Origin of the sequence: Flavobacterium sp. 270 (assembly GCF_004368785.1) — a bacterium.
Lineage (GTDB): Bacteria > Bacteroidota > Bacteroidia > Flavobacteriales > Flavobacteriaceae > Flavobacterium.
Map to the genome: position 1 here is coordinate 1 of NZ_SODM01000003.1, position 23868 is coordinate 23868.

At 33.0% G+C, this 23868-nt stretch carries 23 protein-coding genes and 1 rRNA gene; 8 read left to right on the forward strand and 16 right to left on the reverse strand.

The window, feature by feature from the left end; genetic code table 11:
- Positions 1 to 86, forward strand: a 5S ribosomal RNA gene (gene rrf, locus EV144_RS11425); the annotation flags it as partial.
- A gap of 292 nt (positions 87 to 378) precedes the next feature.
- Positions 379 to 1995, forward strand: coding sequence for an alkaline phosphatase PafA (pafA, locus tag EV144_RS11430; protein ID WP_134148943.1), 1617 nt, complete (start codon positions 379 to 381; stop codon positions 1993 to 1995).
- Positions 1996 to 2118: 123 nt separating this feature from the next.
- Here pafA and ald read toward each other — a convergent pair whose 3' ends face one another.
- Positions 2119 to 3237, reverse strand: a complete 1119-nt coding sequence (gene ald / locus EV144_RS11435; protein WP_134148944.1) for an alanine dehydrogenase — start codon at positions 3235 to 3237, stop codon at positions 2119 to 2121.
- A 200-nt stretch (positions 3238 to 3437) separates the two neighbouring features.
- Here ald and EV144_RS11440 point away from each other — a divergent pair, with 200 nt between their 5' ends.
- Positions 3438 to 3896, forward strand: a complete 459-nt coding sequence (locus EV144_RS11440) for an Lrp/AsnC family transcriptional regulator (protein ID WP_134148945.1) — start codon at positions 3438 to 3440, stop codon at positions 3894 to 3896.
- Between the two features lie 62 nt (positions 3897 to 3958).
- On the opposite strand, the gene EV144_RS11445 is transcribed toward EV144_RS11440, so the two are convergent.
- Together EV144_RS11445 and EV144_RS11450 are read right to left on the reverse strand one after the other, a co-directional pair.
- Positions 3959 to 5407: a glyceraldehyde-3-phosphate dehydrogenase gene (locus EV144_RS11445; RefSeq protein ID WP_134148947.1), complete on the reverse strand. Its 1449-nt coding sequence runs from the start codon at positions 5405 to 5407 to the stop codon at positions 3959 to 3961.
- 159 nt (positions 5408 to 5566) lie between these two features.
- Positions 5567 to 6967: a S1C family serine protease gene (locus EV144_RS11450; RefSeq protein ID WP_134148948.1), complete on the reverse strand. Its 1401-nt coding sequence runs from the start codon at positions 6965 to 6967 to the stop codon at positions 5567 to 5569.
- A gap of 137 nt (positions 6968 to 7104) precedes the next feature.
- Here EV144_RS11450 and dapF point away from each other — a divergent pair, with 137 nt between their 5' ends.
- The 4 genes from dapF to EV144_RS11470 all read left to right on the forward strand — a co-directional run bounded on the left by dapF (position 7105) and on the right by EV144_RS11470 (position 10646).
- The gene (gene dapF / locus EV144_RS11455) at positions 7105 to 7887 is read left to right on the forward strand and encodes a diaminopimelate epimerase (RefSeq protein ID WP_134148950.1); all 783 of its coding nucleotides are present in this window, start codon (positions 7105 to 7107) and stop codon (positions 7885 to 7887) included.
- Positions 7888 to 7961: 74 nt separating this feature from the next.
- A complete protein-coding gene (locus tag EV144_RS11460; RefSeq protein ID WP_134148951.1) occupies positions 7962 to 8495 on the forward strand; it encodes a GNAT family N-acetyltransferase in 534 nt (177 codons plus the stop codon).
- 14 nt (positions 8496 to 8509) lie between these two features.
- Positions 8510 to 9550 carry an endolytic transglycosylase MltG gene (mltG, locus tag EV144_RS11465; protein ID WP_134148952.1) on the forward strand — a complete coding sequence of 347 codons (1041 nt, stop codon included), beginning with the start codon at positions 8510 to 8512 and terminating at the stop codon, positions 9548 to 9550.
- Between the two features lie 457 nt (positions 9551 to 10007).
- On the forward strand, positions 10008 to 10646 hold the full coding sequence (locus tag EV144_RS11470; protein ID WP_134148954.1) for a peptidoglycan-binding protein LysM: 639 nt from the start codon (positions 10008 to 10010) through the stop codon (positions 10644 to 10646).
- Positions 10647 to 10685: 39 nt separating this feature from the next.
- Here EV144_RS11470 and scpA read toward each other — a convergent pair whose 3' ends face one another.
- The 10 genes from scpA to dnaA form a co-directional block, all read right to left on the reverse strand.
- Positions 10686 to 12827, reverse strand: coding sequence for a methylmalonyl-CoA mutase (gene scpA / locus EV144_RS11475; protein ID WP_166670564.1), 2142 nt, complete (start codon positions 12825 to 12827; stop codon positions 10686 to 10688).
- Positions 12828 to 12872: 45 nt separating this feature from the next.
- Positions 12873 to 14237, reverse strand: coding sequence for a methylmalonyl-CoA mutase subunit beta (locus EV144_RS11480; RefSeq protein WP_134148955.1), 1365 nt, complete (start codon positions 14235 to 14237; stop codon positions 12873 to 12875).
- A gap of 16 nt (positions 14238 to 14253) precedes the next feature.
- On the reverse strand, positions 14254 to 14595 hold the full coding sequence (locus EV144_RS11485) for an FtsB family cell division protein (protein WP_134148956.1): 342 nt from the start codon (positions 14593 to 14595) through the stop codon (positions 14254 to 14256).
- A 155-nt stretch (positions 14596 to 14750) separates the two neighbouring features.
- Positions 14751 to 15359, reverse strand: a complete 609-nt coding sequence (gene udk, locus EV144_RS11490) for a uridine kinase (RefSeq protein ID WP_134148958.1) — start codon at positions 15357 to 15359, stop codon at positions 14751 to 14753.
- A 250-nt stretch (positions 15360 to 15609) separates the two neighbouring features.
- Positions 15610 to 16491, reverse strand: a complete 882-nt coding sequence (locus tag EV144_RS11495) for an SDR family oxidoreductase (protein ID WP_166670565.1) — start codon at positions 16489 to 16491, stop codon at positions 15610 to 15612.
- Positions 16492 to 16564: 73 nt separating this feature from the next.
- A complete protein-coding gene (locus tag EV144_RS11500; protein ID WP_134148959.1) occupies positions 16565 to 17692 on the reverse strand; it encodes a methionine aminotransferase in 1128 nt (375 codons plus the stop codon).
- A gap of 63 nt (positions 17693 to 17755) precedes the next feature.
- The gene (locus tag EV144_RS11505) at positions 17756 to 18217 is read right to left on the reverse strand and encodes an energy transducer TonB (protein WP_134148961.1); all 462 of its coding nucleotides are present in this window, start codon (positions 18215 to 18217) and stop codon (positions 17756 to 17758) included.
- Between the two features lie 22 nt (positions 18218 to 18239).
- On the reverse strand, positions 18240 to 18953 hold the full coding sequence (locus EV144_RS11510) for an SAM-dependent methyltransferase (RefSeq protein WP_134148962.1): 714 nt from the start codon (positions 18951 to 18953) through the stop codon (positions 18240 to 18242).
- A gap of 32 nt (positions 18954 to 18985) precedes the next feature.
- Positions 18986 to 19453: a low molecular weight protein-tyrosine-phosphatase gene (locus EV144_RS11515; protein WP_134148963.1), complete on the reverse strand. Its 468-nt coding sequence runs from the start codon at positions 19451 to 19453 to the stop codon at positions 18986 to 18988.
- 10 nt (positions 19454 to 19463) lie between these two features.
- On the reverse strand, positions 19464 to 20891 hold the full coding sequence (gene dnaA / locus EV144_RS11520) for a chromosomal replication initiator protein DnaA (protein ID WP_035690135.1): 1428 nt from the start codon (positions 20889 to 20891) through the stop codon (positions 19464 to 19466).
- Positions 20892 to 21076: 185 nt separating this feature from the next.
- Here dnaA and EV144_RS11525 point away from each other — a divergent pair, with 185 nt between their 5' ends.
- Entirely contained in the window at positions 21077 to 21481 is a 405-nt protein-coding gene (locus EV144_RS11525) for an acyl-CoA thioesterase (protein WP_134148965.1), read from the forward strand.
- Between the two features lie 31 nt (positions 21482 to 21512).
- Here the strand turns inward: EV144_RS11525 and EV144_RS11530 are convergent, their stop codons facing one another.
- From EV144_RS11530 to ribD, 3 genes are read right to left on the reverse strand one after another with little or no spacing between them, the layout of a single operon-like run.
- The gene (locus EV144_RS11530) at positions 21513 to 22145 is read right to left on the reverse strand and encodes an IMPACT family protein (RefSeq protein WP_134148966.1); all 633 of its coding nucleotides are present in this window, start codon (positions 22143 to 22145) and stop codon (positions 21513 to 21515) included.
- 9 nt (positions 22146 to 22154) lie between these two features.
- Positions 22155 to 22757 carry an HAD family hydrolase gene (locus EV144_RS11535; protein ID WP_134148968.1) on the reverse strand — a complete coding sequence of 201 codons (603 nt, stop codon included), beginning with the start codon at positions 22755 to 22757 and terminating at the stop codon, positions 22155 to 22157.
- Complete coding sequence (gene ribD / locus EV144_RS11540; protein ID WP_134148970.1) at positions 22750 to 23799, reverse strand: bifunctional diaminohydroxyphosphoribosylaminopyrimidine deaminase/5-amino-6-(5-phosphoribosylamino)uracil reductase RibD; 1050 nt, start codon at positions 23797 to 23799, stop codon at positions 22750 to 22752. Before ribD ends, EV144_RS11535 begins: the two co-directional genes overlap by 8 nt.
- Between the last annotated feature and the right edge of the window lie 69 nt (positions 23800 to 23868).

Sequence of the window (23868 nt, forward strand, 5' to 3'; positions counted from 1 at the left end):
CACCTCTTCCCATCCCGAACAGAGTAGTTAAGCCCGCCTGCGCAGATGGTACTGCAGTATTGTGGGAGAGTATGTCGTCGCCTTTCTTTTGAAAACCCTATCCTAAACGGATAGGGTTTTTTGCTTTTACGAATGTTTGAATTTTTTAAGCTAAATGCGAAAATCGATATATTCAATAAAATCTATCCATTTTATTCTGTCATATTTTATTACAGACGGGCATTTTAATAGCCTGCAAGGTTAGATTGCTTTGTAAATATACTCCAATTATATACTGATACTCTGTTAAATTATAGTCAATTTTGGTTATTAGATTAAAGTGAATTAGAGTTTTTAAATGTGAATCTGTATTTTTGTATTTCAAATTATAATCTGAATATGAAAAAAAGTATTTTATTGTTGACGCTATTTGTTATCTCAAATTTAAGTGCTCAACAGCGTCCAAAATTAGTTGTAGGTATTGTAGTTGATCAAATGAAAATGGAATATTTATATCGGTTTTCTGATGATTTTTCTCCAAACGGATTCAAGAGGTTAATGAATAATGGATATACTTTTCAAAATATGCATTATAATTATATGCCAACTTATACTGCACCAGGACATGCTTCTATTTATACAGGAACAACCCCTGCAACACACGGAATTGTAGGGAATGAATGGTTTAGCAGAACGCTTGGAAAAGATGTTTACTGCACAGATGATGCATCTGTAAAAACTGTTGGTGATGGAACTGCAGAAGAAGGTGCTATGTCTCCTAAAAATCTACAAAGTACTACAATCACTGATGAAGTGAGAATGGCTACTAATTTTAACGGAAAAGTAATTGGGATTAGTTTAAAAGACCGTGGTGCTATTTTACCAGCTGGACATTTTGCTAATTGGGCTTTTTGGTATAGTAAAACGGGCGCATTTATTTCAAGTACTTTTTATGGGGATAAATTGCCGGAATGGGTTTCTCAATTCAATAACGAGAAGCACTATATGCCTTATATAAATAAAGGGTGGGATTTATTTAAACCTGCTAGCACATATAATGAAAGTTTGCCAGACAATAACCCTTACGAAGGGAAACTTTATGGCAGTGCAGCTCCAGTTTTTCCATATAACTTGAAAACAATGTATGAGAAAAATGATGCTGGAATTTTAAGAGCTACTCCTTATGGGAATGATTTACTGGCTGAATTTGCAATGAAAGCTATTGAAAAAGAAGATTTAGGTAAAGATAATATTACGGACTTCCTGACAGTTAGTTTTTCATCTACAGATTATGTTGGGCACTTACTTGGACCGCGTTCTATAGAGCTTCAAGATACTTATTTAAGATTAGACCAAACTATTGCTGATTTTTTAGCCTACTTAGATAAAACGGTTGGAAAAGACAATTACTTACTTTTCTTAACAGCAGATCATGCTGGTGCTGAAAATGTAATTTATTTAAAAGATCATAAATATAATGTAGATAATTATCCATCAAAAGATGTAAAGAAAAGCATGCAGGATTTCTCTACTAAAACTTTTGGAGTAGATTTGGTTACTGATTACTCAAATTTTAATGTTTTCTTTAATAAACAGCTTATTAAAGAAAAAGGATTAGATTTAGTAAATGTAAAAAAAGCTTTTAAAGATTTTTTAATTGCACAGCCACAAGTTAAAAAAGTATATACAGAAGAAGAAATCTTAGCTAATTCTGGAAATGATTATTATCTAAACTTTGTTGCCAAAGGATATGATGTAACTCAAAATGGAGATTTAGTTATAATTGATAAACCTGGTGATATAGAATATTCAACAACAGGAACATCACACGGTACACCTTACAGCTATGATACTCATGTGCCTGCAATTTTCTACGGATGGCATATTAAAAAAGGAGAATCTTTTGATAAAAAAGTTATCACAGAAATTGCACCAACAATTGCTCAAAAAATTAAAGTTTCTTTCCCTAATGGAACTGAGGCTAAAGTATTGCAAGAAGTTTTAAATGAGAATTAAACTCTTATCTTAAATATATTAAACTGTCAATGACAGGTTTTTTTATACCCCATAAAAAAAGGCTTTTCAATTAAGAAAAGCCTTTTAAATTTAGTGTTTAGTAAGCACTTATTTAATGTTAGCCTATGCGTTTGCTAACACTAATTCTTCGTTAAAAGGAAGATTCCAAGCTTCTGCAACCCCTTTATAAAGGATTTTTCCATTAGCAACGTTTAATCCTTTTTTCAATTCTTCATTTTCAGCACAAGCTTTTTCCCATCCTTTGTTTGCTAATTGCAATGCATATGGTAAAGTTGCATTTGTTAAAGCTAATGTAGATGTGTAAGGAACAGCTCCTGGCATATTAGCCACACAGTAATGAACAATATCATCAATGATGAAAGTTGGATTCTCGTGTGTTGTAGGAGTACAAGTTTCGATACAACCACCTTGATCTACTGCTACGTCAACTACTACAGTTCCTGGACGCATTAATTTTAGCATATCACGAGTAATTAAGTGAGGTGCTTTTGCTCCCGGAATTAAAACTGCTCCAACAATTAAATCAGCATCTTTAATAGCTTTAGTAATATTATAGTGATTAGACATCTCTGTGTTTACATTTGCTGGCATAATATCATCTAACTGACGTAAACGTGGTAAACTCAAATCCATGATAGTTACTTGAGCTCCTAAACCAGCAGCCATTTTTGCAGCCTGAGTTCCAACGATTCCACCGCCTAATACTAATACTTTTGCAGGAGGTACACCTGGAACTCCACCTAAAAGAATTCCTCTTCCTTTTAATGGTTTCTCTAAATATTTTGCTCCTTGTTGAATAGCCATACGACCAGCAACTTCAGACATTGGTACTAATAATGGTAAACTACGGTCTGTTTTTTCAACTGTTTCGTAAGCTAAACATACTGCACCTTTTTCAAGCATTGCATGAGTTAATTCTTCTGAAGAAGCAAAATGGAAATAGGTAAAAAGCAATTGATTTTTTTTAATTAAAGGATATTCAGAAGCAATTGGCTCTTTTACTTTAATAATCATTTCAGCAATAGCATAAACTTCTTCAATAGTTCCTAAAACTGTTGCACCTGCATTTGTATACTCTTCATCAGCAAAACCACTTCCTAAACCTGCAGTTGCTTGTACATAAACTACATGTCCATGTTTTTTCATTTCAGAAACACCAGCTGGAGTTAAAGCCACACGATTTTCGTTATTCTTGATTTCTTTTGGAACACCTATTATCATATTGATATATTTTTTTGTTTTTTGAATTTTGTTCTTACAAAGCTACTGATAGAGAATATATTATTGATAATAGACTTATAAATAAGAAAATATTATTTTATTTTATACTTTTACAGAAAAATATTCTTTTTTGAGAATTAAATAAGCCTTCAAAAAGAAAAAATGACTGAATTTTAATGTTTAAATAAAACGTTTTCGTTATGGCTTTAGATGAAATTGACAAGAAAATCCTACGTCTTTTACAAGAAGATGCACATTATACGCTAAAAGACATTGCAAACAAGATAAATTTATCACTAACACCTGTTCATGATCGTGTGAAACGTCTTGAAAAAGAAGGAGTTATTGAGAAGTATGTTTCCATTTTAAACAAGAAAAAACTAGGAAATAATCTAACTGTTTATTGTCAGGTTACCTTAACAAAACAGACTTATGATACTTCTGAAGGTTTTAATCAATCTATTTTGAATTTACCGGAAGTTGTAGAATGTAATTATGTGTCAGGAAACTTCGATTATATGCTTAAAATAATCATTCCGGATATGGAAAGTTATCATCATTTTCACCAAAAAAAATTATCTGTTTTGCCCGAAGTTTCTTTGATAAATACTGTTTTTGTAATATCGGAAGTAAAAAGCACAACGGTTTTACCAATTTAAAATAAATTAAAAAGCCACCAAGAGAACTTGATGGCTTTAAAAAATGTGGTTTTGGTTTTATATTAATAGTAAGTGAATCTTCTAACTTTAGCAATATATTTCGCCAAACGAATAACTTGGTGACTATACCCATATTCGTTATCATACCAAATATAAAGGATAATGTTTTTCCCATCTTTAGAAACAATCGTAGCATTACTGTCATAAATTGAAGGAGCCGAAGTTCCTACAATGTCAGATGAGACCAATTCGTTGTTCAAAGAGTATTTAATCTGCTCCACCAATTCACCTTCAAGAGCATATTTTTTGATTATTTTATTAATTGCAAGAATAGAAGTCGCTTTTTTAACTTCTAAATTTAAAACCACCAAAGAACCGTTTGGGACCGGAACACGAATAGCATTCGAAGTTAATTTTCCTTCCAAAGAAGGCAATGCTTTTGCAGCAGCGCTTCCAGCTCCCGTTTCCGTAATAACCATATTTAGCGCAGCAGCTCTACCACGACGGTATTTTTTGTGCATATTATCAACCAAATTTTGGTCATTAGTATAAGCATGAATCGTCTCTAAATGCCCTTTTACAACTCCCAAAGTATCTTCGACAACTTTTAAGATTGGCGTAATGGCATTTGTAGTGCAAGAAGCCGCTGAGAAAATATTATTTTTATCCGGATCGTATTCGTTATGATTTACACCGTGTACAATATTAGGAACTCCCTTTCCTGGAGCAGTTAATAAAACCTTGCTGATTCCTTTAGAAGTCAGATGTCTTTTTAAAGCTTCCTGAGTTGTAAAAGCCCCTGTGTTATCAATTACCAGTGCATCATTGATTCCGTATTGTGTATAATCAATTTCTTCTGGTGAATCTGCTGTTATAATATGTACCGTGGTTCCGTTAATAATTAAAGCATTATTTTTAAGATCGGCAGTTACAGATCCTTGAAAATCGCCATGAATAGAATCATATCGCAAAAGAGAAGCTCTTTTCTCTAAACTTGATATATCGTTTTTATCACGGATTACAATTGCTCTCAGACGCAATTGATTTCCTTTTCCGGTTTTAGACATTAATTCGCGCGCCAATAAACGCCCAATTCTTCCAAATCCATATAAAACAACATCTTTGGGTTGAATTTCTTCAGATGATTTGGCTTTTTTTAATTTATCCATTACAAAATATCTGGCATCAGGATATTTTTCATCTTCCAATCGGTATTCATAAGTCAATTTTCCCAAATCGATTTTTGAAGGCGGAAGATCTAAAGATAGAACAACCTGTGCGATTTCAACCGAATCAAAAATTGTAATGGGCTTGCCTACAAATTCACCAGCGTATTGATGCAGGTTGATTATATCGCTGACATTTTTATCCAATAATTGATTTTTGAATAAAACCATTTCAATGGATTTGTCATACCATAAATCGCTTATAATTTTAATTAATTCGACGCCAGCTCTTCTTCGGTCGACTTGTAATGATACCTCTTTTTGGTATAAAGATTTTTTAGTCATGATTGATAAATTGAAAAAATAAAATGCTCACTATTTTAAAATTTTGCGCAAAAGTATCTATTTCAATCGATTTCGTAAACTATTTTGGTATTTATTTTCAAAAATAAAAAAGCCACCTTAATTTTTAAGGTGGCTTTAAAAATTTAAATTCTATTACTTTTAGATGATAATTCTGAAGATTTCTCCACCTTTATTTATCATTTCAATTCGAACGCTTTGACCTTCGTCTTTTTTACTTAAAAGTTTAGAAACAGTCTCAACATTTGTCGCTTTTACATTATCAATACTCAAAATAATATTGCCTTGTAATTCGTTTTGATATTGCATTAAATTCTCGTTTGTGATGTTTTTAATTTTAACACCATAATCAATTTTGAATTTCTTTTTATCCGCAGCATCAATATTCTCTAATTCAATTCCTTTAAATTCGGCGCTGAAAAATTCATTTTTGCTTAAAGTAACAGGAACAGTTTTTATATTTCCATCTTTACGATAAGTAACTTTTACAACATCATTCGGACGTTTGGTATTAATGTATCCGGAAAGATCTGCATAAGTAGAAATGTTCTGATCATCTAATTTTACAATAATATCTCCTTTTGCCAGACCCGCTTTTTCTGCTCCGGAATTTTTAGAAACTTTACTGATATAAAAACCTTGAGTTTCAGTAACGCCTAATTCTTTAGAAACAGAACTATTCAATTCACCTCCTTCAACACCCAAAATCCCTCTTTGCACATTACCAAATTCCATAATATCTTCGATAATTTTTCGGGCAATATTAGAAGGAACGGCAAAAGAATAGCCAACATAAGAACCTGTCATAGAAGAAATCATAGTATTAATTCCGATTAATTCACCTCGAGTATTCACCAAAGCACCACCGCTGTTTCCTGGATTAACTGCAGCATCTGTTTGAATAAAAGACTGAATACCGCTGGTGTCTAGATTTCTGGCTTTCGCCGAAACAATCCCGGCGGTTACGGTAGAAGTTAAGTTATACGGATTTCCAACTGCCAATACCCATTCTCCAACTTTTACATTATCAGAATTTGCAAAAGGTGTATAAGGAAGTTTTTCATCGGCATTGATTTTTAATAAAGCGATATCCATTTTAGAATCTGTACCAATTAATTTTGCCGTATACGATTTTTTATTGTTTAGAGTAATCTCAATTTCTGATGCATCTTTAATCACGTGATTGTTGGTAACAATATATCCGTCTTCAGAAATGATAACACCAGAACCTGTTCCTACTTGTTCTTGTTGCTGCTGACCGCCATAGCCATAGAAAAATTCCATCATAGGATTACTTACCGTTCTTCGCGAAACATTTTTTACGTGTACAACAGTATGAATTGTTTTATCTGCTGCTTCAGTAAAATCTACAGTTTCTGCTGCTAAGCCAACATTTTTTCCAAAAGAATTGGGGGCAAGAGTAACAACAGAATTTCCTTTTCCAAAAAAAGAATTGTTGCTTTCAAATAATAACTTGTAAGCACCAAGAGTAATAGCGCCACTTAATAACGACACTAAAAATAAGGCTGAAAATCTTTTCATATTAGAATTTATGTTTAAGTTATTTTACGTAAAATTAATTGAAAAAATTATTTCTAAAAATGCTTTAACGCTCTTTAACAATGATTAACATTTCATTAATTAATAGTTCGTACTTTTGTATTTCTAACAACTAAAAAATGCAAATAGAATTTTATAAATATCAAGGAACAGGGAATGATTTTGTAATGATTGATAACCGATCAGAATTTTTTCCAAAAGAAGATGTTAAACTTATAGAGCGCTTATGTGACAGACGTTTTGGCATTGGTGCAGACGGACTTATTTTGCTTGAAAATGACGCTAATACCGATTTTAGAATGGTGTATTATAACTCTGACGGAAATCAAAGTTCGATGTGTGGAAATGGCGGACGCTGTCTGGTTGCTTTTGCTAATAAATTAGGCGTTATCGAAAATAATACTATTTTTAATGCTACAGATGGTCTTCATCATGCCTCTATAGGAGCCGATGCGATTGTTTCTTTAGGAATGATTGATGTAAATGAAGTGCAAAGAAAAGATTCTTATACTTTTTTAAATACTGGTTCGCCGCATCACGTTCAGATTGTTGATGATTTGAAACATTATAATGTAAAAGATAATGGTGCTGCAATTCGTTACGGAGAATTATATGGCGAAAAAGGAAGCAACGTAAATTTTGTTGAAAAAATTGATAACGATACTTTTTCTCTTCGTACTTACGAAAGAGGCGTTGAAGATGAAACTCTTGCTTGTGGAACTGGTGCAACTGCCGTTGCAATTGCTATGAATGCCATTGGAGAAACAGACAAAACATCGATTAATTTGAATGTTGAAGGTGGGAAATTAGTAGTTTCTTTTGATAAAATGGGAGATCATTTCAGCAATGTTTTTTTAAACGGCCCTGCGAAATTTGTTTTTAAAGGAACAATTGAAATTTAATTTTGAAAATAAACTCCAAAATTTAAATCCCAAATCCCAATCTAAATTCTAAAATCAACAATCTAAAATAACAAATGATAACACTCAAAGGCGATTCTATTTATCTGCGTGCACTCGAACCTAATGATTTAGAGTTTGTTTATGCTATGGAAAATGATCAGAGTATTTGGGAAGTCAGCAACACACAAACGCCTTACAGTCGTTTTTTGGTTCGACAGTATTTAGAAAATGCACATCAGGACATTTATGAGGCAAAACAATTGCGTTTAGCAATCTGTCAGGATGAAGATTTTCCTGCTGTTGGATTGATCGATTTATTTGAATTTGACCCTAAAAATAATAGAGCAGGAGTTGGAATTGTGATTCAAAGTGCAGAAAACAGAAAACAAAATATTGGTTCTGAGGCATTAGGATTACTAATTAAATATGCATTTCATAATTTAAACCTACATCAATTATATGCAAATATTAGTACAAAAAATGCAGCAAGTATAGCTCTTTTTACTAAATTTGGTTTTGAAAATATAGGAATTAAAAAAGATTGGATTTTGCTAAATGGCCACTATCAAGATGAAGCAATTTTCCAGTTAATCAACAAACAAATTTAAAACATACAAAAGCTTTGACTATAAAAAAAATTATCTCGCTAACTGCCATAGCCGTAATTTCGGTTTTACTGATTTACGGATTTATATTAATAAGCAGGATTTTTAGTGCCAATACTAAATTTGAAGAAAAAGAACTTTATGTATATGTTCCAACAGGAGCTAATTATACTGATGTTAAAAAAATATTAGAACCCTACATTAAGAATTTTGAAGATTTTGAAATGGTGGCAAGTAAAAGAAACTATCCAGAAAATGTAAAATCGGGACGTTTCCTGCTTAAAAAAGATATGAATAATATCGATTTGGTTCGCGCCATGCGTTCTAATGTTCCTGTAAAACTTTCGTTTAACAATCAGGAACGTTTAGAAAATTTTGCCGGAAGGGTAGGATCTGAGATTGAAGCAGATAGTCTTTCATTGTTAAAAGCTTTTAGAGATCCAGCTTTTTTAAAGGAAAATGGTTTCAATGAAGAAAACGTTTTTTCAATGTTTATTCCTAATACGTATGAAATTTATTGGAATACATCGGCAGAAAAGTTCCGTGATAAAATGATTAAGGAATATCATAACTTCTGGACAGACGAACGAATTGCAAAAGCTAAAGCACAAGGATTAACCCCAGTTGAAGCTACAATTCTAGCGTCAATAGTTCATAAAGAGTCTGTTAAAAAAGACGAAAGACCTAGAATTGCCGGTGTTTATTTGAACCGTCTGCGTCTTGAAATGCCATTACAAGCAGATCCAACCGTTATTTACTCTTTAAAATTGAGAGATAATAATTTTGATCAGGTTATCAAAAAAGTATTCTATAATGACTTGCTGATAAAATCTCCATACAATACATATGTGCATACGGGGCTTCCTCCGGGACCAGTTGCTATGCCAGATATTACTGCGGTTGAAGCAGTTCTAAATCCAGAAAAACATGATTATATTTATTTCTGTGCTAGTATTGATCGTTTTGGATATCACGAATTCGCCTCAACTTATGCAGAGCATACCATTAATGCAAAAAAATACTCAGACTGGATTAACAAGCAAGGAGTAACAAGATAAGTTTTTCAAATCAAAACCGAAGTTTTAAAGCTTCGGTTTTTTTGTGTTCAATTCGAAAGTAAATAATAAAATTCGGATAAAAATTCAAAATGATTATTTTTCGTTTTAATGATGAAATCTTAATATCAAAATTCAATTTTTTTGATATATTTTGAGAAATTCAAAATTTAATTTGAAACAATTTAAAGAAAAATCAAAAACATATTGTAAGATTTTATCTATAAAATGTTAAAATTTCCTTAAAATTGAAATTTATTATGGGCTAATTTTCACTGTTTTTGGCTCAAAATAAAAGTAGTTCTAACAGGGCTTAGCTACTATAATCACAGTGCTTACCACGGTTAATAGATTTTTGATATAATTGCTAAATTGCTGAAAATCAGTATATATTTAAAAGTATTATCTTTGCATCGTAGAAATTTCAAGAGGGTGACAGCGTTTTGAAGAAAAACAATTTATGATAAAGAAGTGGTATTTTTATGCGAGTTTAATCGTTATTATTACATTTTTGAGTTTGGGTTTTAAACCCTCAAATCTAGAAACCAAACCTTGGTTTTTAATAGAAAAAACAGATGGGGCAGAATACATGTTTCCATCGCAAGAAAAGGATGATTATCCTAATCTAAACTTCCCATACACCGGAAATCATTTTATAGGTTTTAAAGAAGCAGTAGCTTTCAAAGAATCTCAAGGAAAATACCGGTTAGTCAATTCACTAGGTTATATGGGTAAATACCAGTTTGGTTCTAAAGCTTTAAGAGCAATAGGTATTTACAACAACCAGGCCTTTCTAAAAGATCCAGCTTTACAAGAAAAAGCATTTGTAGCTTTATTGTCTAAAAACAAATGGATTTTGCGTTATGAAATTCAAAAGTACGAAGGCAAAATAATCAATGGAATTGAAATTACAGAATCTGGAATTTTAGCAGCAGCTCATTTAGGTGGCGCAGGCTCAGTTAAGAATTTCTTTAAAAACAAAGGAAAAACACATTTCAGAGATGCTTTTGGAACTTCTTTAAGAAGTTACATGAAAGACTTTGGAGGTTATGATCTTTCTTACATTGAGGCAGATAGTAATGCCGTAATTAAGAAATAAAAGAAAATAAAAAATCCCGAATTATCGGGATTTTTTATTTTAATCAATTAAGATTTCCAGTATTTTAATAGCAGCTTCGCTAATCTTAGTTCCAGGGCCAAAAACAGCAATTGCACCAGCATCAAACAAGAATTGATAGTCCTGTGCCGGAATTACGCCGCCTACAATTACCATAATATCTTCTCGACCGTGTTTTTTAAGCTCTTCTATTACTTGTGGAACTAATGTTTTATGTCCGGCAGCGAGAGAAGAAACACCTAAAATATGTACATCGTTTTCAACAGCCTGCTTTGCCGCTTCTGCAGGAGTTTGAAAAAGCGGACCTATATCCACATCAAAACCTACATCGGCATAACCGGTCGCTACAACTTTTGCTCCACGGTCATGTCCGTCTTGTCCCATTTTAGCAATCATAATTCTAGGACGACGGCCTTCTTGTTTGGCAAAGGCATCGGCTAGTTTTTTTGCTTTTTCAAAATTCTCGTCATTTTTTATTGCTGCACTATACACACCGCTAAAGGATTTAATTTGTGCTTTAAATCGACCGAAGATAGTTTCGAGCGCATTACTGATTTCTCCTAAAGTCGCTCTGTTTCGAGCAGCTTCAATAGCAATTTCCAGTAAGTTACCTTCGCCGGTTTTTGCACAAAGTATTAATTTTTCCAGTGATAGATTTACTTTTTTAGTATCTCTTTTTGCTTTGATATCTTCAAGTCGCTCAATTTGTTGCTTACGAACCATTTGGTTGTCAACATCCAAAATATGTAAAGGATCTTCTTTTTCTAATCGAAACTGATTTACACCAACAATAATATCTTGTCCGCTGTCTATTCGCGCTTGTTTACGCGCAGCAGCTTCTTCAATTCGTAATTTCGGAATTCCAGCTTCAATCGCTTTAGTCATGCCGCCCAATTCTTCTACTTCCTGAATAAGTTTCCAGGTACTTTCAGTAATTTCATTTGTCAGGCTCTCCACATAATAACTTCCTGCCCAAGGATCTACTGTTTTGGTAATCTTTGTTTCTTCCTGTAAAAAAATCTGAGTATTGCGTGCAATTCTTGCAGAAAAATCTGTCGGCAATGCAATCGCTTCATCAAGCGCATTGGTATGCAAAGATTGTGTTCCTCCAAAAGCTGCTGCAGATGCTTCAATGCAAGTTCTGGCAACATTATTAAAAGGATCTTGCTCTGTCAGACTCCATCCACTCGTTTGGCAGTGTGTTCTTAAAGCCAATGATTTATCACTTTTAGGATTGAATTGTTGTAACAATTTCGCCCAAATCATTCGTCCGGCTCTCATTTTAGCAATTTCCATAAAATGATTCATCCCAATTGCCCAAAAGAAAGATAATCTGGGAGCAAACTCATCAATAGTCATTCCGGTAGATAATCCGGTTCTAATATATTCTAAACCATCAGCAAGCGTATAAGCCAATTCAATATCGGCTGTTGCTCCAGCTTCCTGCATATGATAACCCGAAATAGAGATAGAATTGAATTTTGGCATTTTCTTGCTCGTAAATTCAAAAATATCAGCAATAATTTTCATCGAAGGTGTTGGCGGATAGATATAAGTATTTCGCACCATAAACTCCTTTAAAATATCATTCTGAATAGTTCCAGAAAGTTTCTCAATTGCTACACCTTGTTCTTCGGCAGCAACAATATAAAAAGCCATAATTGGTAAAACAGCACCATTCATGGTCATAGAAACAGACATTTCGTCAAGCGGAATTTGATCAAATAGCACTTTCATGTCTTCAACAGAATCTATGGCAACTCCAGCTTTGCCAACATCACCAACAACGCGTTCGTGATCAGAGTCGTAACCGCGGTGCGTTGGTAAATCAAAAGCTATTGAAAGTCCTTTTTGGCCCGCAGCTAAGTTTCTTCTATAAAAAGCATTACTTTCTTCTGCTGTAGAAAATCCGGCATATTGGCGAATGGTCCACGGACGTCTTACGTACATTGTTGCATAAGGCCCGCGTAAATTTGGTGCAAAACCAGCTCCAAAATCAAGAAACTCTAAATCTTCAATATCTTTTTCAGAATAGGTTTTTTTGATTTCGATTCCTTCGGCTGTGGTAAAGTTTTGTGCTAAAGGTTCTGAATTATGCGTCTTTTCGCTTAACTCTTTACTTTTAACATCTAACTTTATATGTTTAAGGTCTTTTCTTATCATCGGAAATACTCTTTTGAGTAGTTTATTAATTACGTTGAAAAATGATTATTCAAGTTCTAGTCGCTCTTGCTCTATTTTTTCAGCTAATCTTTTTTCTATAATAGGTGTAATTAATGTTTTTCTCGGCTTAATTTTTACAAACGGAAACAATTCTAAATCATGTTTCATTTTGTCTTCTTTGTTCGGATATTTATTCGTTCCTAATAAAACTTCTTTTTTAGCATCAAATAATTCCTGTTCTTTATTGGCACTTTCCTGAATTTTCTTTTTGATTGTTCCGTCGTTCAAAAGTTTCAGAAAACCGCCATTGGCTTCAATATCTTTAAATAAAACCAAACTTTTTTCTGCCAATTGCATTGTTAAACTTTCAATATAATAACTTCCGTCTGCAGGATTGTTTACTTTATCAAAATAGCTTTCATGTTTTAAAATCAACAACTGATTTCTCGCAATTCTGTCGCCAAATTCATTGTCTTTATGGTATAATGCATCGTAAGGCAAATTTGCAACTGAATCTGCACCGCCAAGAATCGCCGACATACATTCGGTTGTTGTGCGAAGCATGTTTACATTATAATCGTAAATGGTTTTATTTCTTTTAGTTGGTGTAACCAATAAATGACATTCTAAATCTGGATTGTATTCAGAAGCAATTAATTTAAAAAGCATTCGTAAGGCACGAAGTTTAGCAATTTCAAAAAAATAATTAGTTCCTACTGCAACTTGAAAAAGGATTTGCTTTGGAATATTCGGCAGACGATTTAAATATTCGTTTGCATGAGCTAAACTATACGCAATTTGCTGTGTAATATTGGCGCCGGCATTTTGATACAAACCAGCATCTATACTAACTAAAGATAGATTTGTAGTTGCTTTTGAAATTAAATCTATAGTTTCAAAATTATTTTTATCCGATGTTGTAATCCAGTTTCCTTCTCTTGCAAAATATCCAATTGGATCTAAATTGCAATAAAAAATCGTTTTCTTTTGGATTGATATTGAGTCTAATAGTTTTACGAAATCGATTGAAATAAAATTCAAATTAAAGTAAACGATTCTGTTTTCTAAAGGAAGATTTTCTAGTAATTTTTGAACGTCAGTTTTTTCGTTTTCAATTGTAAAACGCAAACTTTCTGCACCTCTTTCAAGTGTGTTTATTGCTCTTTGAATGGATTTTTCGATATCGTAAACAAAGATATTCTGGCAGATTTTAAAATCAGCAGCTTTTGTTTCTACGTCAGCAGCTTTAGAAAATTCATCAATATGATAAAAAGGCTTCACCTGAATATCTTCTGGAGAATTCCAGATTACAGTTTCGTTATAATCGGCTCCATCTAATTCAAACTGAATTTTTTGTTTCCATTGTTTGGATGAAATCGGATTAAAATCGTCGAATAGGGTAGTAGCCATTTTTTATTTTTTCTGATTATTCTCTAGTATCTTGAATACTATCTTCTTCAAATTTTATGATGTAAATATCCTCGCTGTCTTTTTTCATAAAATACTTTTCGCGGGCATATTTTTCTATTTGTTCGGGATTTTTAAGCTCTTTTATCTGCTCTTGATCTTTTCTGATTTCTTCCTGGTAATATTTTTTATTATCCTGAAGTTCATTGATCTGACCGTCTAAAAAGCGATGATCAAAATAGGAGTAATTGTCTAAAAATAACATCCAAATGATGAAAAATAGTAAAACCCAGACATATTTATTGCCTAGGTATTTAAACCAGGATTTGTCTTTGTACGGATTTTTTAATTTAAATTTCAATTGAAAATAAGTTTAGTTTTATAATTCGGCTGGTCTTTTAGCCCCGATAGCAGTGAAAATCCTTTTGTGTCTCGTTTCTTTAACGAGACACAAAAGATTGTAACGGATAGCGGGAAACAGCTCCTAATTTTTATGGAATAAATTTACAATAAAAATTATGAAATTCTCTGATTAATTACGGCACGAACCACATCAATTGCTACAGTATTGTATTTGTCGTTAGGGATAATAATATCAGCAAAAGCTTTTGATGGTTCTATAAATTGCTCATGCATAGGTTTTAAGGTGTTTTGATAACGGTTTAAAACCTCGTCGATATCACGTCCGCGCTCTGAAATATCTCTTTTTAAACGACGAATTAATCTTTCGTCAGAATCTGCATGAACAAAAACTTTAATGTCAAAAAGCTCACGAAGTTCTGGATTTGTCAAAATAAGGATTCCTTCAACAATCATAACTTTTCTAGGATGTGTAGAAACGGTATCGTCTGTTCTATTGTGTTGAATAAACGAATATACAGGCTGATCGATTGTTTCTCCGGCTTTTAATGCTTTTAAATGTTTTACCAATAATTCAAAATCAATAGCGCGCGGATGATCAAAATTAATTAATGCTCTTTCGTCAAACGACAAATTGTGGGTTTCTTTATAGTACGAATCCTGAGAAATTACCCCCACTTCTGTGTCTGGTAATTCGTTCATGATTTGATGTACTACTGTTGTTTTTCCACTTCCTGTTCCTCCTGCAAGTCCAATAATGAGCATAAAATTGATGTTATATATTTGTTTGGCAAAAATAATAATTTAAGTGAATTGAATAAACATATTATGTATTTAAACCATATAAGTAATGTAAGTAAATATTAGCCTCAAAATATTTATATAAAAGAGAACTTAACTGAACTTATATCACTTATATAGTAAAATAAATAAAAAAAATCCCGAAAGCTATGCGATCGGGATTTTGGTGCAATCAGTATAGTTTTGATTTATTCTGACCTTAGTAAGCACTTTTCTATTTATTCTTTTTTGCTTTTATCATCATTTCAAGCTGATCCCAAAGCTCTTCTGGAATTGCTTCTAATAAATTAAATTGTCCGGCACCTTTCAGCCATTCGCCGCCATCAATAGTAATAACATCTCCGTTTACATAAGCAGAAAAATCAGATACTAAATAAGCTGCTAAATTTGCCAATTCCTGGTGATCGCCAACACGTTTTAATGGAACTTTTTTGGCCATATCAAATTTTTCAGCCAAATCGCCAGGCAATAATCTGTCCCAAGCGCCTTTTGTTGGAAATGGTCCCGGAGCAATTGCGTTAGAACGAATTCCGTATTTTGCCCATTCTACAGCAAGACTTCTTGTCATGGCCAAAACTCCAGCTTTTGCAGTTGCACTTGGCACCACATAAGCAGAACCTGTCCAGGCGTAAGTTGTCACAATATTTAATATCGTAACCGAAGTTTGTTTAGTGTCAATCCAATGTTTTCCAAAAGCCAGCGTGCAGTTTTTAGAACCTTTAAGTACAATATCTATAACAGTATCAAATGCATTTGCAGATAAACGTTCTGTTGGAGAAATAAAATTTCCGGCAGCGTTGTTCAAAAGAACATCAACCTTTCCGAAAACTTTTAAAGTTTCCTGAAGCATGTTTTCTACTTCTTCGTAATGACGAACGTCACATTGAAGAGGAAGACATTTTCCGCCAGTTTCGCTTTCCAGTTCCGAGGCTGTATTTTTTAGTTTTTCTAAATCTCTAGAAGTGATTGCGACCTGTGCGCCTAATTCTAAGAAATATTTGGTCATAGCTTTTCCTAAACCACTTCCGCCGCCTGTAACTACAATGACTTTACCTTTTAAAGCATCGTCACGTAACATTTTATCTGTATAACTCATACTTTTCTTTTTTACAATATTAATTAAATAAAATAGGATGCATGCATAATAATGTTATAAAATTTTAAAAACTTTATATATTAGATAATTTTTCTGCTGCAGATTCTAGAGTGAAGTCATCTTTGGCGAAGCAAAAACGTATTAATTTCTGGTCTTTATGATCAGAATAAAAGGTAGAAATCGGAATTGCTGCAACTCCGTGGTCGGTAATTAATTTTTTACAGAAAGTAACATCGTCTTCATTGGAAATATTCGCATAAGAAGCAACTTGAAAATAAGTTCCTTCACAAGGTTTTAATTCAAAACGGCTGTTTTGAAGAAGTTTTCGAAAATAATCTCGTTTTTCTTGATAGAATTTTCCAAGGAGATTGGTATCAACAATATCTAAATATTCACTTAGAGCTATTTGTGAGATACTATTTACGCTGAAAACCAAAAACTGATGTACTTTTTTGATTTCTATCATTAGATGTTCGGGAGCGACTGTATATCCAATTTTCCATCCTGTTATGTGAAATGATTTTCCAAAAGAAGAAACCATAATGCATCGATCTAAAAGAAAACTTTTTGTATGTGCCGAAATATGTTTTTCTTCAAATGTGATGTATTCGTAAACTTCATCAGATAAAACTAATAAATCAGGATATTTTGAAAGTATTTTTTCTAGCTGTATAAAATCTGAATCCAATAATATTTTTCCTGTTGGATTATGAGGGTTATTGATGATTATCATTCTGGTTTTTACAGAACAAGCTTTTTCAATCATTTCCCAATTTGGGGTGTAATCATCATTTAAAGCAATTCTTACAGGTTTAGCTTTGCATAGCAAGATTGGAGATTCATAAGAATCAAAACTCGGATCAAGCATAATTACTTCATCATTCTCTTTTATTAATGCCAGAATAGAAGTGAAAATCCCCTGTGTAGCGCCAGCTGTAACTAAAAGTTCTAAATCAGGATTTATAGTCCTTTTGTATGAATTAAAAAGGAGTTTACTAATTTGATTCATTAAAGGCGGATAGCCTGTTACAGGTGTGTATTGATGGACATTTTCCTTGGCTAATCTAGCAACAATATCAGTTAGCCTTTCATCGACAGGGAAATTTGGAAATCCTTGTGAAAGATTTATTGCATTATATTCGGCTGCCATTTTTGACATAATTGTAAATATACTGGTGCCAACGTTTGGAAGTTTACTCATAAAAAAATTGGTTAGAAAAGTTTTTTGAGTACAATATAAGGCAAATTTTATTTTATTGAATAATTAATTTACGAAATTATTTACAAGAATTGGTGCGGAAAAAAGAACTCTGACTAATTTACCATTTTGTTTTCCGGGATTCCAATTAGAAGAACTTTTTAGAACCCGAATAGCTTCTTCCTTAGTGCCAAAACCAAGATCTCTTAATACATTAATGTTACTTAATGATCCATCTTTTTCAATAATAAAAGTGGTGTATATCTTTCCTTTTAAATTTGGTTTATCTTGTGGAAGAATGAAGTTTGTAGTCAGAAATTTTTGAAAAGCTTCATATCCTCCAGGGAAACTAGGAACAACTTCTAATCCTGCAGCGTTGTAGAGTTGATTTTCATCTGCAATAACTTCTTCCTTTTGATAATTATCTAAATTACCTTTTAAATCATCTTTAGTTTTTTGATTTCCTTTATTTTGAGAAAATACATTTTGTACGCAACAAATTAAAATCAGAATTAGAAACTTTTTCATAGAAGAGAGTTTAAAAGTTAGTTTACATTTTATGAAGAATAAAAATGGTAGGTCTGTTATGCAAATCAACTTTTAATTTCTTCCAATCAGAAACTTTCATTGTTTTTATGAATTCTGTTGGCAAAGTAATATCTGTCGCAATACATAAATGTGTCGAAGGATTTAAAATCTGCAAAAGATCTTCCACTAATTTATTGTTTCTATAAGGAGTTTCGATAAAAATCTGAGATTGATTTTTGTCCTGAGATAATTTTTCAAAATGTCTCAATGCCGATTTTTTCTCGTCTTTATCAATTGGCAAATATCCGTTAAAAGTAAAACTCTGGCCATTCATTCCAGAAGCCATCATTGCTAATAAAATAGAAGAAGGGCCAACTAACGGCACAACCTGAATTCCTTTTTCATGCGCCAGTTTTACAATCACAGCACCGGGATCTGCGACTCCGGGACAACCGGCTTCGCTCATTAAACCCATATTTTTTCCTTCTAATAGAGGCTTTATAAAGTCTAAATGTTCGCTAGGTTCGGTTCGTTTGTTCAGAGTAAAAAGAACCAATTCAGATTGTTTTTTTTCTGGGTAAACTGCTTTTATAGATTTTCGGGCAGTTTTGTCGTTCTCTACAATATAATAATCTATAAGTTCGATACTTCTTTTTACAGTCTGCGGTAAAACGTCCATCGGATCGCTTTCGCCCATAGTTGTTGGAATTAGATATAATTTTCCTAGAAGTTTCATGTGCGTATTTTTAAGATTATAATTCGGGTGAATTATTGGTGTTTTTGAATAAGCTTTTCTGCAATCAAATCGGTTACTTCGTCCAGCATTTCATAAACATTGTCAAATCCATTTGCTGTACCATAATAAGGATCTGGTACATCGACATTTTCGTCTGGAAATAATTCGTTTAAGATAAGGCTGACTTTAGCTCTTTGTTCTGGAGTTTTTGCAAGGTGAATAACATCATTATAGTTTGAATTATCCATTACAAAAATATAATCAAACTCGTCAAAATCAGAAGTTTTAAATTGTCTTCCTTTTTGTGCGCTGATGTTAATTCCGTTTTTTTTGGCAGTTTCTATAGAGCGTTTATCAGGACAATGTCCAACGTGCCAGGAACCTGTACCGGCAGAATCTACAAAGAATTTGTCTTTAGGTAGTTTTGATGCCATAATACCCTCAGCTAAAGGAGATCTGCAAATATTCCCCAAACAAACCATTAAGATTTTTACAGGCATGACTTCGCGTTTACAGCGTTAGTTTTTTGTTGATGTCTTCGACAAACTTTTTGAATTGTTTGTCTGTAGAAACTAAATTGTCAACTGTTTTACAAGCGTGTAATACAGTAGCGTGATCGCGGTCTCCAATTTGTGAACCAATGTTTGCCAAAGAAGCTTTTGTAAATTTCTTTGCAAAAAACATAGCCAGCTGTCTTGCTTGTACAACGTGCCTTTTTCTGGTTTTAGATTGAAGTGTTTCGATATCCAATTGAAAATAATCAGATACAATTTTTTGAATATAATCGATAGAGATTTCTCTCTTTACGTTTTTAACAAATTTCTCTACAACACTTTTGGCAAGTTCAATTGTAACCTCTTTTTTGTTGAAAGAAGATTGAGCAATTAACGAAATAATCGCACCTTCTAATTCCCTAACATTAGATTTGATATTACGCGCAACATATTCTAAAATATCTTCCGGCATTTCTACACCATCACGATACAAAATGTTTTTTAAGATCGAAATACGGGTTTCGTAATCCGGCTGATGTAACTCTGCAGACAATCCCCATTTAAAACGAGACAATAATCTTTGCTCAATATCCTGCATATCAACAGGAGCTTTATCAGAAGTAAGGATTACTTGTTTTCCGTTTTGATGTAAATAATTAAAAATATGGAAGAAAACGTCCTGAGTTCCAGATTTTCCAGATAAAAACTGAACGTCGTCAATAATCAAAACATCGATCAATTGGTAAAAGTGAATAAAATCATTACGATTATTCTTTTTTACAGAATCAATATATTGTTGTGTGAAAATTTCGGCAGAAATATATAAAACCGTTTTTTCAGGATATTTATCTTTTACTTCTACACCTATAGCGTGTGCCAAGTGTGTTTTTCCTAAACCAACTCCACCAAAAATCAATAACGGATTAAATGATGTTCCTCCAGGTTTATTAGCAACAGCCATACCTGCAGAACGCGCCAAACGGTTAGAATCTCCTTCAAGGAAATTATCAAAACTGTAGTTGGCATTTAACTGCGACTCAATTTTTAAATTTCTAATTCCAGGAATTACAAACGGATTTTTAAGTTCAGGATTTAAGTTTTTAAACGGAGCATCAACCTCTTGCGGTTTCATTGGCACTCTATTGGCACTTGGCAGCTGCTCGGTAAACGGCTGTTTATTACCATAAGTGTTTTCCATTTTAATTTTATAGAGTAACTTTGCGTTTTTTCCCAGTTCTTTGGTAAGCGCAACTTTTAATAATTTTACGTAATGCTCTTCGAGCCATTCGTAGAAAAATTTACTTGGTACTTGAATATATAATGCGTTATCGGTTAGCTCAACTGACTTGATTGGTTCAAACCAAGTTTTGTATGCTTGATCTTGAATATTGTCTTTTATAAAGGACAAACAGTTTTCCCATACCGATTGAGCAGTTTTAGTCATAGATTCAAATAAGTTTTTTATTATTTATAAAGATTTTCCTAGTAAAAAAGGAGCAATTTTATTCCGAATTTCGGGATAACAAATATGTGAACAAATTTCTGTAAAAAAAAATAAATTGACCTCTAATTTTATAAAAAAATGTTGTAAGCAACTTTTTAAAACTAATTTTTTTTAATATATAAAGAATGAAAAATCATCAAACTCAAATTAGAGTTCGTTACTCAGAAACCGATCAAATGGGCATCGTATATCACGGAAATTATGTGCCTTATTTTGAGATAGGACGCGTGGAATGGCTTAGAGATAAAGGGATTTCGTATAAAAGCATGGAAGAAAGCGGTATCGGACTACCGATTGTTTCGATGCAGATAAATTACAAAAAATCGGCACGTTATGACGAGGTTCTTACAATTCATACTACTTTCAAAAGTCAGTCATCTGTCAAGATCGAATTTGACTGCGCGATCTATAATGAAGCAAATGAGTTATTAACAACTGCGGTGTTTATTTTAGTATTTGTATCGTTAAAAACAGGCCGTCCAACGGCGCCGCCAGATTACATTTTAGAGTTGTTTAAAACACTAGTATAATTGTTAAAATACAATGTGTTTTTATAATAATTTACATAGTTTTAATATCGATTTCAAACATTAAATCAAAAATGTCGAATATCATTTCGGCATTTTTTTTTCGTGTTTTTGTCTCAATTTTACCAATTGGCAATCCAGAATCTTCACTAATTTCCATTTCCTGAGACACAATATCAAGCTTCTTTTCTTTGATGACACGCATCACTTTATTCATGTTTTTATAATCAAAAGAAATCAAAAAATGCACATCAATTGTCTTTTCAATAATCTCACAAATTTCAAGTGTCATTTGCGCAGTCGTTTTATAAGCTGCAATCAATCCGCCGACACCTAATTTGGTACCGCCAAAAAATCGAACTACCACTACAAGAACGTTAGTTACGCCAAAAGATTGTATCTGGCCGTAAATTGGTGCTCCCGCCGTATTACTCGGTTCGCCGTCATCGTTTGCGCGGTAAGAAATCTTTGTGCCAGTACCTAATTGGTACGCATAACAGAAATGAACAGCGTGCGGATGTTGTTTTTTTAAAACTTCAATAATTGGTTTTACTTCGTCTTCACTTTCTATAGGAAAAGCATAACCAAAGAATTTACTGCCTTTTTCCTTCAGCAAAACCTCTTCAGATTCAAAAGCAATGGTCTGATACGTATCGTTGTAATCCAAAGTAAAAATCTAAATTATATTTTTTTCAAATAAATCAACGACATCTTCCTCGCCAACCTGTAAATTCCAAACATTAAAGCCTAAAGAAGCGGCGCTGTCTGTGTTTTCTTTTTTATCATCAATAAACAAGGTGCGTTTTGGAGACAATTCGTGTTTATTGATTAAATATTGAAAAACCTCAGGATTTGGTTTTCGCATTCCAATTTCAAAAGAAAAATAAACTTTCTCAAAACATTGGTAGAAATCGCTGTAAAAAGAAACTCCCGTTTTATTCTCAAAAGTTTCAATGTGAATAGAATCCGTATTGCTCAGTAAAAACAAGCGGTATTTTTTAGAAAGCATTTGTAGAAACTCTAAACGGTATAAAGGGAAATCTGCCAAAACTGCATTCCATGCTTCCAGAAAATCTTCTCGGGAAGCATTTGGAAGTTCTTTCTGAAAACCACTTACAAAAAGTTCATGCGAAATATCTCCCGTTTCAAACATAAGATTCAAACGGTCCATTTCGGCATTCCATTCCGTCATGCCTAATTTTTGCAATCCCGAAATTGTAGCTTGTTTATCTAAATTGATAAAAATATCTCCAAAGTCAAAAATTATAGTATCAATCATGATTTCTAATGTAAATTAATTCATCGCTCCCAATTTGCGTTTTCGAAATTCTATTCCCGCTAATAACAGGAGCTTTTGTCCCTTTTTCGAAAACAGTTTTTCCGATAAAAACGCGGGCTTCATCCCAAATATTGTGGTCGATAAAAGTTTGTAAAGTCTGTAAACCGCCTTCTATAATAATAGATTGTATTTGATTTTGATACAAAATACTTAACAGTTGAGGAACTATATTTTGATTAAAATCAATTACTATAAAGATAGTGTTTTCTTTTTCGCTGACAATTTCAGATTTTGTTAATACAATAGTTTTAACACTGTCATCAAAAATAAAACTGTCTTTAGAAATTCGATTGTGCTGGTCTAAAACTACCCGAACCGGATTATTGCCGCTCCAATCCCGAACATTCAATTTTGGATTGTCATCAATAACAGTTTGAGTTCCGACTAAAATTGCCTGTTCTTCGCTTCGCCATTTGTGCACCAATTGTCTCGAATATGTATTCGTAATCCAAACTGGTTTTCTCTCCTGATTAATTTCTTTTTCTGGTGCCAAAAAACCATCCTGACTTTCTGCCCATTTTAATATAATATAGGGTCTTTGTTTTTGATGAAAAGTAAAAAAGCGTTTATTAAGTTCGTTACATTCCTCTTCTAAAATGCCAACAACAACACTCGCGCCAGATTCTACTATTTTTTTAATCCCTCTTCCTGCAACTTTTTCGTTAGGATCTACCGTGCCTACTACGACATTCGGAATTCTATGCTCAATAATCAAATCACAACACGGAGGCGTTTTGCCAAAATGACTGCAAGGTTCTAAACTTACATAAATTGTGGCTTTTTTTAGTAACGATTTATCTTTTACAGATTTAATCGCATTTACTTCTGCGTGCGGTTCTCCGGATTTTTTGTGCCAGCCTTCGCCAATTATTTTGCCATCGTAAACAATTACACTTCCCACCATCGGGTTTGGGTAAGTTGTTCCGAAACCATTTTTGGCCAGTTCGATGCAGCGTTTTATGTATTTCTCATGTATATTCACAGTACAAAAGTAGTTATTTTTGAGTTTACCGTCGAGTTAAGAAAACTATCGGAAAACTATCTTTACTTT

What these genes read in the sequence shown, in the direction of transcription:
- pafA (WP_134148943.1), top strand. Translation starts at nt 379, where the DNA reads ATGAAAAAAAGTATTTTATTGTTGACGCTATTTGTTATCTCAAATTTA.
- ald (WP_134148944.1), bottom strand. Translation starts at nt 3,237, where the DNA reads ATGATAATAGGTGTTCCAAAAGAAATCAAGAATAACGAAAATCGTGTG.
- EV144_RS11440 (WP_134148945.1), top strand. Translation starts at nt 3,438, where the DNA reads ATGGCTTTAGATGAAATTGACAAGAAAATCCTACGTCTTTTACAAGAA.
- EV144_RS11445 (WP_134148947.1), bottom strand. Translation starts at nt 5,407, where the DNA reads ATGACTAAAAAATCTTTATACCAAAAAGAGGTATCATTACAAGTCGAC.
- EV144_RS11450 (WP_134148948.1), bottom strand. Translation starts at nt 6,967, where the DNA reads ATGAAAAGATTTTCAGCCTTATTTTTAGTGTCGTTATTAAGTGGCGCT.
- dapF (WP_134148950.1), top strand. Translation starts at nt 7,105, where the DNA reads ATGCAAATAGAATTTTATAAATATCAAGGAACAGGGAATGATTTTGTA.
- EV144_RS11460 (WP_134148951.1), top strand. Translation starts at nt 7,962, where the DNA reads ATGATAACACTCAAAGGCGATTCTATTTATCTGCGTGCACTCGAACCT.
- EV144_RS11470 (WP_134148954.1), top strand. Translation starts at nt 10,008, where the DNA reads ATGATAAAGAAGTGGTATTTTTATGCGAGTTTAATCGTTATTATTACA.
- scpA (WP_166670564.1), bottom strand. Translation starts at nt 12,827, where the DNA reads ATGATAAGAAAAGACCTTAAACATATAAAGTTAGATGTTAAAAGTAAA.
- EV144_RS11480 (WP_134148955.1), bottom strand. Translation starts at nt 14,237, where the DNA reads ATGGCTACTACCCTATTCGACGATTTTAATCCGATTTCATCCAAACAA.
- udk (WP_134148958.1), bottom strand. Translation starts at nt 15,359, where the DNA reads ATGCTCATTATTGGACTTGCAGGAGGAACAGGAAGTGGAAAAACAACA.
- EV144_RS11495 (WP_166670565.1), bottom strand. Translation starts at nt 16,491, where the DNA reads ATGAGTTATACAGATAAAATGTTACGTGACGATGCTTTAAAAGGTAAA.
- EV144_RS11500 (WP_134148959.1), bottom strand. Translation starts at nt 17,692, where the DNA reads ATGAGTAAACTTCCAAACGTTGGCACCAGTATATTTACAATTATGTCA.
- EV144_RS11505 (WP_134148961.1), bottom strand. Translation starts at nt 18,217, where the DNA reads ATGAAAAAGTTTCTAATTCTGATTTTAATTTGTTGCGTACAAAATGTA.
- EV144_RS11510 (WP_134148962.1), bottom strand. Translation starts at nt 18,953, where the DNA reads ATGAAACTTCTAGGAAAATTATATCTAATTCCAACAACTATGGGCGAA.
- EV144_RS11515 (WP_134148963.1), bottom strand. Translation starts at nt 19,453, where the DNA reads ATGCCTGTAAAAATCTTAATGGTTTGTTTGGGGAATATTTGCAGATCT.
- dnaA (WP_035690135.1), bottom strand. Translation starts at nt 20,891, where the DNA reads ATGACTAAAACTGCTCAATCGGTATGGGAAAACTGTTTGTCCTTTATA.
- EV144_RS11525 (WP_134148965.1), top strand. Translation starts at nt 21,077, where the DNA reads ATGAAAAATCATCAAACTCAAATTAGAGTTCGTTACTCAGAAACCGAT.
- EV144_RS11535 (WP_134148968.1), bottom strand. Translation starts at nt 22,757, where the DNA reads ATGATTGATACTATAATTTTTGACTTTGGAGATATTTTTATCAATTTA.